12 protein-coding genes are annotated in these 14,793 nt (G+C 64.8%); 9 read left to right on the top strand and 3 right to left on the bottom strand.

All coding sequences use genetic code 11. The features are described 5' to 3' along the window. Positions 1-15 precede the first annotated feature (15 nt). From wzx to O6W96_RS18965, 4 genes are read left to right on the top strand one after another with little or no spacing between them, the layout of a single operon-like run. Positions 16-1,503, top strand: a complete 1,488-nt coding sequence (wzx, locus tag O6W96_RS18980; protein ID WP_353470982.1) for an O-unit flippase-like protein — start codon at positions 16-18, stop codon at positions 1,501-1,503. Beyond that, the gene (locus O6W96_RS18975) at positions 1,500-2,564 is read left to right on the top strand and encodes a glycosyltransferase family 2 protein (protein WP_353470981.1); all 1,065 of its coding nucleotides are present in this window, start codon (positions 1,500-1,502) and stop codon (positions 2,562-2,564) included. The genes wzx and O6W96_RS18975 overlap by 4 nt, the downstream gene beginning before the upstream one ends. Positions 2,565-2,572: 8 nt before the next feature. Next, positions 2,573-3,838, top strand: a complete 1,266-nt coding sequence (locus O6W96_RS18970; RefSeq protein ID WP_353470980.1) for a glycosyltransferase family 4 protein — start codon at positions 2,573-2,575, stop codon at positions 3,836-3,838. Then, positions 3,835-4,527 (top strand): acyltransferase, encoded by a 693-nt coding sequence (locus O6W96_RS18965; protein WP_353470979.1) that lies wholly within the window; start codon positions 3,835-3,837, stop codon positions 4,525-4,527. The genes O6W96_RS18970 and O6W96_RS18965 overlap by 4 nt, the downstream gene beginning before the upstream one ends. On the opposite strand, the gene O6W96_RS18960 is transcribed toward O6W96_RS18965, so the two are convergent. Then, positions 4,512-5,822, bottom strand: coding sequence for a hypothetical protein (locus O6W96_RS18960; protein ID WP_353470978.1), 1,311 nt, complete (start codon positions 5,820-5,822; stop codon positions 4,512-4,514). The two genes, O6W96_RS18965 and O6W96_RS18960, sit on opposite strands and share 16 nt — an antisense overlap. Before the next feature lie 53 nt (positions 5,823-5,875). Then, positions 5,876-6,919 carry a glycosyltransferase family 4 protein gene (locus O6W96_RS18955; protein WP_353470977.1) on the bottom strand — a complete coding sequence of 348 codons (1,044 nt, stop codon included), beginning with the start codon at positions 6,917-6,919 and terminating at the stop codon, positions 5,876-5,878. Positions 6,920-7,146: 227 nt separating this feature from the next. Between O6W96_RS18955 and O6W96_RS18950 the strand changes: the two genes are divergently transcribed. The 4 genes from O6W96_RS18950 (at position 7,147) to O6W96_RS18935 (ending at position 12,897) form a co-directional block, all read left to right on the top strand. After that, complete coding sequence (locus O6W96_RS18950) at positions 7,147-8,619, top strand: O-antigen ligase family protein (protein ID WP_353470976.1); 1,473 nt, start codon at positions 7,147-7,149, stop codon at positions 8,617-8,619. 82 nt (positions 8,620-8,701) lie between these two features. Further along, positions 8,702-9,397, top strand: a complete 696-nt coding sequence (locus tag O6W96_RS18945) for a polysaccharide biosynthesis/export family protein (RefSeq protein WP_353470975.1) — start codon at positions 8,702-8,704, stop codon at positions 9,395-9,397. Between the two features lie 43 nt (positions 9,398-9,440). Next, complete coding sequence (locus tag O6W96_RS18940) at positions 9,441-11,636, top strand: GumC family protein (protein ID WP_353470974.1); 2,196 nt, start codon at positions 9,441-9,443, stop codon at positions 11,634-11,636. Positions 11,637-11,640: 4 nt separating this feature from the next. After that, entirely contained in the window at positions 11,641-12,897 is a 1,257-nt protein-coding gene (locus tag O6W96_RS18935) for a hypothetical protein (RefSeq protein WP_353470973.1), read from the top strand. Between the two features lie 51 nt (positions 12,898-12,948). Here O6W96_RS18935 and O6W96_RS18930 read toward each other — a convergent pair whose 3' ends face one another. Then, positions 12,949-13,965, bottom strand: a complete 1,017-nt coding sequence (locus tag O6W96_RS18930; protein WP_353470972.1) for an acyltransferase family protein — start codon at positions 13,963-13,965, stop codon at positions 12,949-12,951. Positions 13,966-14,022: 57 nt separating this feature from the next. Here O6W96_RS18930 and O6W96_RS18925 point away from each other — a divergent pair, with 57 nt between their 5' ends. Beyond that, positions 14,023-14,739 carry an SGNH/GDSL hydrolase family protein gene (locus O6W96_RS18925; RefSeq protein WP_353470971.1) on the top strand — a complete coding sequence of 239 codons (717 nt, stop codon included), beginning with the start codon at positions 14,023-14,025 and terminating at the stop codon, positions 14,737-14,739. Positions 14,740-14,793: the final 54 nt, after the last annotated feature.

Raw genomic sequence — 14,793 nt, 5'->3', positions numbered from 1 at the left:
GCCTGTGCCACGCTGGTGATCAAAACTGGCATCAGGCTTCGTCGCGCGGGCGGCCTCGTCAAGCCGGCGATCGGCATGGACCTGCCTTGGATGGCGAAGCGCGCTTACCTTGCGATCCCGTCCTTGACGATGGTAGGCGGCCGAATGAAGTGGTTGATAGGACAGGCGTCTCGCCATCGTGCTTTGGCGGTGGGGCTCACCGCCCAGATCGTCCAATACGGATCCGCGTTGCTGCTGATCCCGTTCATGGTAACACGGCTGTCCGCTCCGACGATCGGAATCTGGTATATTTTCGTGACCGTCCAGTCGCTTGCCATGGTGTGCGATTTCGGTTTCCAACCCAGCTTCACGCGCGCGATCGCCCTCGCCTTATCGGGCGCCAGGAAGCTTGAACGCACCGGGCTTGGCGAGGCCGTGCCGCAAGACGAGCAGCCGAACTATCGTCTGGCGGCCGAAGCCCTCGCTGCCGCGCATCGCTTCTATCGCCTGCTGGCACTCGGCGTAGTGGTGATCCTGGTCGTCTGCGGCCTGCCCTATATCACGATGCTGGCGCGCGAAGGCGGCATCCCTACCGGATCGGTCCAGACCGCCTGGTTGCTGTTGTGCGGCAGCATCGGACTGACGCTGTCCTTCCTGTGGATCAGCCCCCTACTGATGGGGTCCGGTCGGGTCGAGCAGAACTATCTTTACATCATCGCCAACCGCTCGACCTTTTCGATCCTGGGGATCATCGTCCTGCTGTCGGGAGGTGGACTGGTCGCGCTTGCGATGACGCTGATCGGGGCGCAGATCTTTGCCAGGCTGGTGGCGCAACGCTTCATGCGAGGAACGCTGGGCGATCACGACGCCCGCAATGCCGACCGCGATGCAGTGCGCGATGTGCTCAAGATCGTATCGCCCAACGCCGGTCGCATGGGTGCCGTCGCGATTAGCGGCTTTCTCATCACGCGCTTCAGCCTCTTCGTCATCTCGAGCGTCGCAGGCGTCGCGGTCGGTGGTACCTATGCGTTGTCGCTGCAGCTGTTGATGGCGCTGTGTGCAGCCGCACAGCTGCCGATGCAGGTGGCCATGCCGCGGCTGGTCGCCGCGCGCGTCGCACAAGACGGTATCGAACTCCGCCGCATATTCGGTGCCGCGATGATGCTTTACGGCACGATCTATCTCACCGGCGCCGCGTTCGTGCTGTTTGCCATACCGCCGCTATTGACGCTGATCGGCAGCCATATCGCGTTGCTCGATCGGCCGGTTCTGGCGCTGCTTGCGGTGATCCTGCTGCTCGAAGGATTCCACTCGAACGCCGCTTTCTTCATCACTACCGCGAACAATGTTCCCTTTCTGCGGTCATCGATCCTGTCAGGTATCGCCGTCGCGACCGGTGTGATCCTGCTGAGCTGGGGCGGTGCGGGAGTCGCGTGGATCATCCTGTGCCAAGGCGTCGTGCAGCTGGCTTACAACAACTGGCGCTGGCCATTGATGGCCTGGCGGGAGATCGCACGGACATGACCCGGGACACTCCGAACGACGAAGGCCGTTTCGTCTGGCGCCCCGAACCCGATGCGCCAGTCGCAGGGTTGACGAGCGAATGCCTGTTCGAAAGCGCGGTGCGTATCGACCACGCAAGCGCGACACCGACGCTCACGATCGCCATCCCGACGTATCGTCGCCCCGGCCTGCTCGAGGAAACCGTGGCGAGCGTGCTGGCGCAGACCGATCTCGACGGCGTCGAACTGGTCATCGTCGAGGACGATCCGGCATCCGCCGATGCGGACCGGCTGCTCGCCGCGCTGCCGGGGCTCCGCGACATCGCCTTTCGCTATTACGGCAATGCCATCAACGCCGGGCTGTTCGGCAACTGGAACAGAAGCCTGTCACTCGCCCGCGGCGAATGGGTCACGATCCTCAACGACGACGACCTGCTCGACCCGACCTTCGTCGCGACCATGCGCCGGGCGCTATCCGCCGATCCGGCGATCGACGCGATCGCATGCTCACTACGGTTTCTCGACCAACGTAGCGGCGCGGGCGACCCCGCTGCGCCGCTGTCCCGCGCGGAAAAGCTGCGCAACTTGTTCCGCTTCGGACTTGGCAGGACGCGTCGTCTGCGCCCCGCGCAGATGTTCTTCGGCAGCCTCGCTGGCAGTGGGTTGGGGCTCGTCGTGCGGACCAAGGTAATCCGTGCGCTCGGCGGATACCGCGCCGCGGATTATCCGTCGGCGGACTATTTCTTCATGACCCGGCTCGCGCGCTATCACCGCTTCGTCCAGCTGCGGGCACCGCTCGCGATCTCGCGCGTCGATACCAACGTCTCCTCGCGCCCGGAGACGCAACTGGGCTTCCTGCGCTGCCAGGCGCGGCTGCAGGATGCCTTGCTCGACAGCGGCATCGCGCCCCGCTGGTGGCGTCATATCCAGGCGTCGACGATGGGCATCGCCTTGCGCCATACCAACCGGTACTGGAATCAGGCTTTCGATCGCGAGGACGTCGCACAGGCGATCGATGCGACGATCTCGTTTCGCCATCTGCGCCCGGTGCGGTGGTACCGCCTGCTGATCGGCGCAGTATGAACGCCGCCATGACGACCGCTGCAGCCCCCTCCCTGACGCTCGATCCGATCGGTCGACCGCTGCGCATCCTGAACGTCAGCCAGAATTATTACGTCCGCGGGGGGATGGACGTCGCGATGTTCCGCCTCGAGGACATATTGAAGGCGCACGGCCATCAGGTCATCCCCTTTGCTGGCGCGGACTCGGCGAACCGGCCGACCGAATATGCCCGCTATTTTCCGCCTGCACCGCCCACCAGCGATACCGGCTCGGCCGATCTGCTGCGCACGCTCTACTCTCCGGGCGCGCGGCGCGCGATCGGGCTGGTGCTCGACGAACAGGCGATCGACCTGGTCCACCTCCACAGCTATTTCAAGCGCCTGACGCCTGCCATCCTGCCGGAGATCGCGCGGCGCGGCATTCCGATCGTCCAGACGATGCATGAATATCGTGCGGTCTGCCCGATCTCGCTGCTCTACCGCGACGGCAATGTCTGCACCGATTGCCACGATCGCCGCTACGCGCAGGTGGTGCGGCATCGCTGCGCCGGGGGATCGCTGACCCGGTCGCTCTGGAACATGGCGGAGATGCGGTTGTCGGACATGCTCGGCCACAAGCGCGACATCGCCCGCTATCTGTCGATCAGCGACTATCAACGCGACCGCCTGATCGAAATGGGCATGGCGGGCGAGCGCATCGAGACGATCCATCACCCGGTGACCCTGCCGCCTGCAGCTGGGGAAACGCAACGCGACTATGTGCTCTTCGTCGGGCGGCTGGAACGGTACAAGGGCATCTTCCCGCTGGTCGACGTGGCGCGAGCGCTGCCCGCGATCCGCTTCGTCTTTGCCGGCGAGGGCCCCGACGGCGATGCGGTCCGCACGTACGCGGCCGGCCTCGCCAATGTCGAATGGCGTGGCAATCTGGACGATGCCGCACTGGCGGCCGCGAGGAACGGTGCCTTGTGCGCGGTCGTCCCGTCGCTCGGGCCCGAGCCGTTCGGGCTTACCTCGATCGAGGCACTGGCGCACGGCACGCCAGTGATCGCCTCGGCGATCGGTGGGGTCGCCGAGACCGTCCGCGATGGCATCGACGGTTTCCACGTCGCCCCCGGCGACCGCGATGCGCTGATCGACCGCATCCAGCGTTTTGCCGACGCGCCCGACATGGCACGCCGGATGGGGTTGGCCGGCCGCGCGCGCGCAGCCGAGGATTTCTCGCCCGAGCGTTATTATCAACGGACGATGGCGGTCTATCGGCAGGTCCTGTCGGCAACACGGAGTGACGCGGCATGATCGCAAACATGATCGCAAAGCTTACCGGTCGAACCTACGCCATCGATGCCGGCGACATCGGCTACCTCGTCGCGAAGGGCGGCATCCCGTTCCTGCGCGGCATGATGTGGAGCCTGGTGCGGCTGCGTCGGCCGAGTGGTTTGTTGCTGGGTCCTGGGATCCAGTTCGTCCAGTCCGGTCGTCTCCGGCTCGGTCGCGGCGTCGCGATCGGTGGCTATGGCTATGTCGACTGCGCCGCGCAGGACGGGCTATCGCTCGGCGACCGCGTCACGTTGCGCGAACGAGTGTGGATCCAGAGCCGCAGCGGCCTCAACCGGCGCGCGGCAAGCCTCACGATCGGCAAACGAAGCTATATCGGGCCGAACGCGGTCATCGGCCTGGGCGGGCCGGTGGTGATCGGCGAAGACGTTCAGATCGGTGCCGGCCTCAACATCACCGCGGAATCGCACGAAGCGGGGGCGGACGGCAGCTTCGTCTCTGGCGCGGTATCGCGCAAAGGCGTCACGATTGGTAATCGGTGCTGGCTGGGCAACAACGTGTCGATCCTCGATGGCGTCACGATCGGCGAAGGCGCAGTGATCGGCGCAGGCTCGGTCGTCACCCGCTCGATCCCCGCCTTCTCGGTCGCGCTCGGCGCACCGGCACGCGTCACGCGGTCGATCGGCCCTGCAGATCAGCTCGGTCGGTAGGACGGCGTCCCCACTTGCCGCCCCGCCCCCACGCCACTCGCCTCGATACCACTCGACGCAGGATGTGGTGCGGGCAGCCGGCGTTTGCCGCGACGGAACAGCGCTTTTGCCTGCCGGAACGCGAAGGGATGGCCGGCATGTTCCAGCGCGAAGAATGCCCAGAGGATCGGCATCACCTTCGACGAACTGAAGATATCGATGAACAGCGCGGCGACTGCAAGCATGACGAGCGAGAACTTGCCGATACTGCGCTGTTTCAGCGCGCGCAGCGACACCACAATCCAGCCCAGGAACAACACGACTCCGATCAGCCCGGTTTCGCCGAACACGCGAACATAATACCCGTCGACCGCGTTGCTCCACGCACCCGGTCCCCAGCCGACGAACAGCGTGACCCAGGTGGCAGCGGTCGACTTGACGATGATCGGCCAGCGGACAGCGCGATATTTGAAACTCAGATCGCCGCGCGTGTTAGGCATATAGCGGTAGATCAGGACGCCGTTCAGGAAGCGCTCGCGATAATAGCTCGGTCGCGGCACGGTCGGAACGCGCTTCCACGTGTATTTTAGCAGGCTGCCCATCGCTAGCGGTGTTTCGGATTCACCGAGCCGCGACTTGCTGATCGCAGTGTACAACGGCTGTGCGGCGACCGTCGCGACGACCGCACCGGCGAACCCGACGGCCATCGTGCGGCCAGGGCGGGCGGCCGCGAAACTAACGAGAATGCCGAGCAGCGTGACGCGTGCCTGGGTCAGGAAGATGAGCACGATCATGAAAGGCGTGAGCCACAGCGCCGGTGCCGCATAAGCCAGCATCGCCAGCATCGCCGAGGTTTCGAACGGTCCGGAGGTGTTGATCGTCAATCGCTGCGACGCGCCGGCAAACTTGCCGATGCGCCCGATCACGCCAAAATATTCCGCTCCGCCCCAGATGACGAAGACGCTGCAGACGATCAGCAGCGCGGTCCGCAACGCGCGCGTACTCAGCCGCGGCGCAGCCTCGTAGATGATGAAGAACCACGTCATGTATTGCGCCAGCCGCAAGCCATAGACGATCCCGACCAACCCGCCCTGCGCGATGTTGATGACCGCGGAGATCAGCCCGAACCCGATGAATATGAGATACGCGCGGGCATAAATGGGGATCGACAGGCGCCGACGCGCGGTGACGATATAGATGAAGAACGCGAACGCACTGATGAGGTCTTCGGGACGGATGGCTGCGGCGCCGATCGCGTACAGGTCGATCTTTGGCGCCAGGACGTACAGCGCGAAAAGGACCAGATAGATATTCATCGCACGGTTCCGGGGTGAAGGACGCCAACGTCGGAGCGGCTGGGCGACAGCGGCTATGTCACAGGCGATCCGCTGCTGGCAACTCCGCCGAACGGAGCCAGCAGACGCGGGAAGAAGCGGGCCGCCTCGACTTCGGCACCGGCGTTTATGGCGCGCGCATGCGCGATGCAGGACTGCTGGGCCGTGGTCCAGTCGCCGGCGAGATCGGCGACACGCTCTTCGATCAGCGCGAGATCGCGATCGTGATCGAGTGTCATGAGATGGCCAGGTGTACGGATGCGGTCGCGGATGCACCCTGTATCGTTCGCCACCACCTCGACGCCCCGCGCGAATGCCTCGAGCATCACCAGCGGCTCCGCCTCGTCGATCAGCGTCGTCGGCAGCACGAACAGGTCGACATCGGCAAAGAACCGCTCCTTTTCCGCACCCGCGACGGAGCCACGATACTCCACGAGGCCCGGTCGTCCATCCGGCGCGGCAACCGTCGCGGCCGCCAGCGCCGCGCGCAAGGCGGGATCCGCACAGGGGCCGGCGATCACCAGGCGCCAGTCATGCCCGCGCGCCGCAAGACCTGCGAACAGATCGAGCAGATACGGCACCCCCTTTTCCCGTGTCAGCACGCTCATATGGCCCAGCGTGACCGGCCGCTGGGGACGGGCCCGAGGATGATCGTCCTCGATCCGCGGGCCGAACAGATAGGCGTTGGAAAGACTGGTGGCGCGGTCGTCCGTCTCATCGTCCAGATAGAGGCCGGCGAACCGGCGCCGCATGTCGTTCGACAGCAATATGTGATGCTGGCGGCGCCCGCCCGCTGCGACCAGCGCGCGCATCGCACGCGACGGGCCGAGGTTGATCGGGCGAAAACTGTGATGGTGAACCCAGTGTTCGATGCCGCGCAACCTCAGGATCAGGACTAGCAGGACGAACAGCCAGACGCCGCGCTGTCCGGGAACCGAGAGATAGGCGCGATCATGGCGCTTTCCGCCGACCGCCAAGGCGAGCGCAGCGCTCATGGTCCGCTTGAGCTTGGTTGTGCCCCCCCCCCCGGTATCGCGCAGACGCGCCGGTGCGCCGTGCGCGACGAAATAGTCGAGCATCGCCCGGTTGCAGTTGGATTGCCCGTGCAGCGGAGGCGGAAGGGCGCCCACGAACCAGAGACGAGGGCCAGATGCTACCGTTGATCCCGTCGCGCCGGGAGGATGCAAAGCTGCGGGGGTGGGCATGATCAAGCGAGCCTGTGGGGAAGCGGATGGGTGGTCGACGTTGCCATCCCGAAACCCGTATGCGAGACGCGCACCTTACCGACGATCACGGGCGAGGAAAAGTGACCGCATCGTACACTACGCGTCACGACGACGTCACCGCAGCGGCGGGCCAGCCGACGCACCGCGACGACGTCATCGCGAAGACCGGCTATACTACACGCCGCGGCGACTTCATCATGGCGGCCGGATTGCTGTGTCTGGCGCTATTGCTCGGCGGGGGCAGCCCGATTTCACCGATCCAGCGGATGATCGTGGAAATCGCCGGCGTCTTTGCGCTCGGATGGTTTTTCGCGCGCGGCTGGCATGCGCCCCGCAGCCGGTCGGTCACGACCGGCCTGATCCTGATCGGCGCGCTGGTGCTGTTGATCGTCGTGCAGATCATTCCGCTGCCACCCGGCCTGTGGCGCGCGCTGCCGGGACGCGAGATGATCATCAGCGTCCTCGACGTGGTCGGCGCAGGCAGCACCTGGTTGCCGCTTAGCCTCGATCCGACCGCGACGCGCGAAGCGGGGTATTACCTGATTCCGCCGATCGCGATGTTCGTCGCCACGGTGCATCTCGATCGCGACGCGCAGCTCAAGCTGATCCTGCTGATCGTCGCCGCGGCGGTCGTCAGCGCCATGCTGGTGATGATCCAGGCCCAGGGCGCGATGTGGCTGACGCTCTACGACGCCCCGCATGCCACCAAGGGCAAGGGAATCTTCGCCAACAAGAACCATAATGCCGCCATGCTGGTGGTCGCGATCCCGCTGGCGGCCATGCTCGGTCGAAGTGCCCTGCGGTTTGCCCAGCAAAGCACGCAGCGCGCGGTGACCGGCATCGTGATCGCGATCCTGGCGCTGGCAGTGCTCGGCTGCCTCTCGCGCGCTGGCATCGCGTTGCTGCCAATCGCGCTCCTCGCCTGCGTCCCCGTGTTCGGCGGCTATGCGCTGGTGAAGCGCCACTGGAAGATCGCCGTTGGTGCAGCCGTGGCCCTAATGGTCGCCGCGATCCTGATCGCGCAGTCGTCGATCGTGAAGGAAACGCTCGACCGGTTCGGTGCCAGCCAGGAAGGCCGCTACGTTTTCTGGCCCGACGTGATTGCCGCGATCCGCCAGTTCATGCCATGGGGATCGGGCCTGGGAACGTTCGTCCCCGTGTTCCGGATGAGCGAGACGCTCAACGCGGTACACCAGACCTATACCAATCACGCGCATGCCGACTTCATGGAAATCGCCCTCGAAGCGGGCGTGCCCGGCCTGTTGCTGGTGATCGCGTTCTTTGCGTGGTTCGGCGTCACCGCATGGTCGCGCTTGCGCGGCCGGATCGACGCGCCGGACTTTTCGCCGATGCTGACGGCCGCGACGGGCATCCTGCTGCTGCTGGCCGCCTCGATCGTCGACTATCCCTTGCGGACGCTTTTGCTGGCCTGCGTGTTCGCGGTGCTAGCCGCGATCCTGGCGTCTCCGCTGCGCTTTGCCGCCACGCCCAATCCCTTCGGTACCGGCCGTGACGCGGCGCCGCGCCATCCCCGCCGAAAGGCGAGGCTCTAGCCAATCGGCCAAACCACGGGTAAGCGGCCAAGTCGGTTGCGGAAACAGTCTGCAGCCCGGTAGTTTCTTGATAGAGGCCATAATGAAGGCTGGTAGTTTCCTCCTGCTGTCGAGCATGACGCTCAGCGCTTGCGTCTCGTCCGAAAACTGGAAGAGGCTGCCGGCGGGCCCGGCTGCCTACACCACTATTCCGGCGAAGATTCCGGTGGATTCGCGTCCCGAATACCGCATCAATCCTCAGGACAAGCTGACCATCACGGTGTTCCGCGAACCCGACATGTCGGTCGAGGAAGCCCCGGTCGAGACGGGCGGAACCCTGGTGCTGCCGTTGATCGGACGTATCCGTGCGGCGGGACAGACGACCGCCGCGCTGGCCAATTCGATCCAGGCACAGCTGGCAGCACGCTATCTGGTCGACCCGCGCGTCTCAGTGATCGTAGCGGAATCGCGGGCGCAAAGCGTCACCGTCGACGGCGCGGTCGGCATTCCCGGTGTCTACGGATTGCAGGGCGACACGACGTTGCTTCAGGCGATCGCGCTGGCGCGAGGCGCGACGCGCACCGCGACGTTCGACAAGGTCGCCGTCTTCCGCACGATCGACGGACAGCGCCAGGGCGCCTTGTTCAACCTTGGCGACATTCGCAACGGCGATGCCGAGGATCCCGTATTACAGAGCGGCGACTATGTCGTCGTCGGCACATCGGCGATCAAGACGGTCGGCTATGACCTGCTGAGCCTCGCACCGGCCGCAGCGCTCTTCATTCCGCTAATACGCTGACCGTTGTTTCGTCATCAAATATCCTCGTTCGTCCGGATCTCGCATGAATAGTGTACCCCCCAGCCTTTCGCGTTTCCCGGATGCGGATACGCCGCTCCTCAACGATGTGCCGGACGAGACCAAGGGTCCGATCGATCTGCGCGCTGTATGGTCGGCAGCCTATCGCAACCGCGTCAAGCTGCTCATCACGGTCATCGTGGCGATGTTGCTCGGCCTGCTGATCACGTTCCTGAGCACGCCGATCTTTCGGGCCGACGCACTGATCCAGATCGACCAGCAGGCGGCCCAGATCCTGGCGGGTACCGATGTCGAGCCGAGTGAATCGATCCTCGACGGCGACCGGTTCCTCCAGACCCAGATCGACGTGATCAAGAGCCGGACGCTGGCACGCCAGGTCGCGGAATCGAGCGGTCTCTACCGGAACAACAGCTTCCTCGAGAAGATGCACGTCAAACCCGCGGCCGAGCCACGGGGATCCTATAATCTGGTCCAGACGCGTCGCGAGCAGGTCGTCGACGCGCTTCAGAAGAATCTCGACGTCGAGCTTCCGGTCGACTCGCGAATCGTGACGATCTCGTTCTCGAGCCCTGACCGCCAGCTGTCGGCGCAGGTTGCCAACAGCTTTGCCGACAGCTTCATCGTCAGCAACATCCAGCGCAAGTTCAACACCTCGGCCTATGCCCGTCGCTTCCTTGAAGGGCAGCTCGGCCAGACCCGCCAGCGCTTGGAGGAATCCGAGCGTGCTCAGATCGCCTATGCGCGCTCAGCCGGGCTGATCGACGCGAGTTCAGGGTCTTCCGAAGGCCAGTCCTCGGGACCGAAGTCGTTGACGACCGCAAACCTGATCCAACTGAACCAGGCCTATTCGCAGGCCGTCAGCAATCGCATCATGGCCGAGCAGCGGTGGCGTGAGGCATCAGGAACAGCGCTGCTGAACCAGCCCGAAGTCCTGAGCAACGCCGCGATCCAGGTGCTGATTCAGGAGCGCGCCAAGGCGCAGGCGGAATACGCCCAGAACGCCAAGCGCTATCTGTCGGGCTATCCCGGCCAGACCCAGGCTGCGGCGCAGATCGACACGCTCAACAACCAGATCTCGCGCATCGCCAGCGGCATCCGCGACGGCGTCCGCCAGCAATATCAAATCGCCCTGAGCCAGGAAAAGGCGCTCGAACGCGATCTCGACAAGCTGAAGGGCACGACGCTCACCGAGCAGGGTCGCGGCGTCCAGGCCAATATCCTTCGGCGCGAAGTCGATACCAACCGCGCGCTCTACGATGCGCTGCTGCAGCGCTACAAGGGCGTGAGCGCGACCGCCGGCGTGTCGTCGAACAACGTCTCGATCATCGACCGCGCCGATCCACCGATCGTCCCGGTATCCCCGCGACTGTTGCTCAATCTTGCACTGGCGCTGTTCACCGGCCTGTTGCTGGGTATCGGCTATGTCGTGCTCCGCGAGCATTTCGACGATGCGATCCGTTCGTCGGAGGATGTCGAGACCGAACTCGGCACGAGCATGATCGGGCTCGTGCCGATGCTCGCCGCGGGCCAGAGTCCCAATGCCGAGTTGCAGAAGGTACGCTCGGAGACGTCGGAGGCCTATTACGCGCTGCGTGCGGCCCTCGAACTGGCGACTCCGACCGGTGCGCCGCACAGCCTGATGGTGACCAGCACGGGGCCGTCGGAAGGCAAGTCGACCACCTCCTATGCGCTTGCCCGCGGGTTCGCACAGATTGGTCGCCGCGTGATCCTGATCGATGCCGACATGCGCAAGCCGGCCCAGCATCGCAATCTGGAGCTACCCAACAAGTTCGGCCTCGCCAATTTGCTGGCACGCCAGGCGACGCTGCAGGAAGTGCTGCAGCATACGACCACGCCGAACCTCGACTTCATCTCGGCCGGGCCCCTGCCCGTAAATCCTGCCGAGTTGATCGCCGGATTGGGGCTGGCGACGCTGATCGAACAGATCAAGGACGATTACGACATCATCTTGGTGGACGCCCCGCCAGTGCTGGGTCTCGCCGATGCGCCGACGCTCGCGTCGCATGTCGATGCGACCTTGTTCGTGGTCCAGGCCAATCATGCCCGCGGTCGCCAGGCGCGGATCGCGCTGACCCGGCTCAAGGCCGCACGTGCCTATGTCGTCGGTGCGCTACTGACGAAGTTCGATGCCAAGGTGATCGGGCACTCGACCGATTACGGCTATTCGTACAGCTATGGTCAACCCGATACCCGGAGCTGAATGCATGCCGGATACCGGTAAGACCATCCCCCAGACGCCCGATCGGCCCGCCACTAAGACGGTTGGCAAAACGGGCCGCATAGCGCGTACGCTTGTCGCCGTACTGCTGGGGACCGGCCTGTGCTGGCAGATCAGCGCGGCCGGGGTCGCCGCGCTCGCGGCCCGGTCTTCGGATCCGCACCTTCTGGCGGCGACGGGATCAGCCGCGCATCCGCAGGCCGGGGCGATCATGGCGCAGAGCCTGCTGGCAGCCGGGCAACGCGCGCCTGCAGCGGCGCTCGCCCGGTCGATCGTGCTGGTCGACCCGACCAACGACCGGGCGATGCGCGTGCTCGGGCTTGCGACCGAGGCGCTCGGGCAGCGTGACCGCGGCGCCGCGATCATGCGGCAGGCAGCCGCACTCGGGTGGCGCGATACGCCGACGCAATTGTGGGTGCTGCGCGACGCCGTCATGCGCGACGACTATGTCACCGTGATCCAGCGCGCCGATGCGCTGGCGCGCCGCAACCGATCGGGCGAACTGACCCAGCCGCTGTTCCGGGCTGCGGTCACCGAGCCTCACCTGCGCGGTGCGCTTGCCGACAGCCTTGGCGACCAGCCGATGTGGCGCGGTGCGTTCTTCGCCGATATCCGCCAGAACCTGCCGGCAACCTCGACCGCAGGCATGGAAGCGCTGTTTCGCGACATGAAGGCCCGCGGCCAGATGATCGGACCGATCGAATGGTTGAGCTATGCCGAACGCCTGATCGATCTCGGCCAGTTCCAGCGAGCGCGCCAGGTCTGGGCGACCGCTTTCAATATCCCCGCGAGCCGATTGTCGACGTCGCCCTATGACGGCAATTTCGCACGCGCGGCGGTGCGGCCCAACGACGCGCCCACCAGCCGGTTCGAATGGGTCTTCAACCCCGATCTTGCGATGACCTTCGCCGACGCTCCAGGCGGATCGTCGCTGACCATCCCCACCGACGTCGCGGGCGGCACGCCGCTCGCATCACAGGTGGTGATCCTGCCGGCCGGCGAACATACCCTGACCGCACGGATCGACGGATCGCCCAGCGCCGCGGCTGCCGGGTGGACGATCACCTGCCTGCCCTCGAAGCAGGTCCTGCCGCGCCGCCTCGCACGCGGAGCGAGCGACGAATTGTCCAACGTGACGTTCGACGTGCCCAGCGACGGCTGCGGCGCGCAACAGTTGGCATTGATGACGCGCGACCGGCTCGATGCGCAATCGGTCACGATCGGCGACATCCGCGTTCGCTAGCCCTCCGGCCCGACGATCGCCGGAAGGCTGTCCTGCCGGGCAGGACAGCCGCTATTCGGCGTGGACCGGAGGATTGACCGCTAGCGCGGCCTTGCTGCGCTTGCGGCCGAAGACACGAAGCAGGTTCTGCTCGATCAGCCGATAGGTGAGATACCCCGCGGCGATCGCAAACACCGATATCAGCGGTACGCCGATCGCGGTCGGCAGCTTGGGCATCGCCACCGACGTGATCTTGCAGACGAACGATATCGCGATCACGTGGACCAGATAGATCGAATAGGACGCATTGCCGAGCTCGGGCAGTAGCGTACCCGCATAGGGTTTGCGGAAATCGGCGTAGAGCGCGAGCGAGACCAGCGCGGCCGACGGGACCCCAAAGGCCCATACCCGCCACGCCGCACCGCTTATCGGCAGCGTCGCCAGGACAAACAGGCTGCCGAGCAGCATCCACGGGAACAGCCGGCGATCGTAGAGGAACGTGCCGATCGTCATCCCGAACACGAACTCGATCATGATCGGATTCTGCAGAAAGAAGGACGTTCCCCGTCCCGACAGGACCAGTGCTAGCATGACGAACGCGGCGGTTGCCCAGGGCCGCTTGGTCAAGGCCATCGCCACTGCGACAACGGCGTAGAACAGCATCTCATATTCGAGCGTCCAGCCGACGTTCAACACCGGATAGGTCTCGGGGCCATTGACCCAGGACATGAACAGCAGCGACTGGAGAAGATGCCCCGGGCCCGACACCTCATTTCGCGCCAGCCCGGGGATATGCGTCAGCGCGAACGTCGCGATCGTCATGATCCAGTACATCGGCACGATCCGCTCAATCCGACGCTTCACGAACAGCGGCGCCGTCGTCTCCCGGCTCGAGCCGATGAAGACAATGATGAAGCCCGAGATCACGAAGAACAGGTCGACCCCGTAAACGCCTAGTTCAAGTACCGGATAGGGGTCGTCTCCCCCGAAATAGGATATCGTCGTGATCTGCGCGTGATAGGCGACGACGACGGCAGCAGCGATGAACCGCAATATCTGGATACGCAGGAATGTACGCTTGTCTTGCACTGCTAGCGGACCCGAATTACGGAAGGGTGTGAGCCCTCCCGGTATGCAAAAATCGGAATGGAGGTAACGGAGGCGATCGACATAATATCCCGTGTTTACCACAGGCTAGGTCGGGGATCTGCCATCGCGAAGGCCGCTTGGCTTGCCACCGGCCTTGGCCTCGCCGTTGCGACCGGATCCGCATCAGCGCTATCGCCATACATCAAATCGGCGCGCGACCAAGTGGTGTTCGTAGGCGACAGTATCACTTTCGGGCAGGGGTCGTCGGACCCCACCACCAAATCCCGACCTGCGCTTTTCGAGCAGCGCTTCGGGACCAAGGTCGATGTCGTGAACAAGGGGATCAACGGCATAACGCTGGGGTCGATCGTCGGGATCAACGATATCGGCGCGATCAAGCGGCCGGGCGTCCGTAACGTGGCGATCATCCTGGCTGGCTCGAACGACCTCGAACAGGACGCAAAGGCGCCGGCGCTGTACGCAACGCTGCGGAGCTATGCGACGGGACTGAAGGCCAGCGGCTGGAAGGTCGCGGTCGGGACGATCCTCGCGCGCCATTTCCCGGCTGACAAGGAACGTGAACGTCTCGCGTTCAACACGATGATCAAATCCGGCGAGATCGCGGCTGCCGGGATCGTCGTGATCGATTATGCGCGCGCGCAGGACAAGGGCGGGATTCCGCTGGCGGATCCGGCCCATCCCGACGACACCGGGTTCGTCACGATGGCTGCACTCGAACGCCCGGTGATCCTGCGCCTGCTGCGATCGAAGTGACCGGGGCTGTTGACTACCGCGCATGACGATCGGCGATGAGCCTTCGACGATCGC

Origin of the sequence: Sphingomonas faeni, from assembly GCF_040407495.1 — a bacterium.
In the GTDB taxonomy this organism is placed as follows: Bacteria; Pseudomonadota; Alphaproteobacteria; order Sphingomonadales; family Sphingomonadaceae; genus Sphingomonas; species Sphingomonas faeni_D.
Note: the sequence above shows the minus strand (reverse complement) of the source record. Positions and strands in the feature narration are given on the sequence as shown.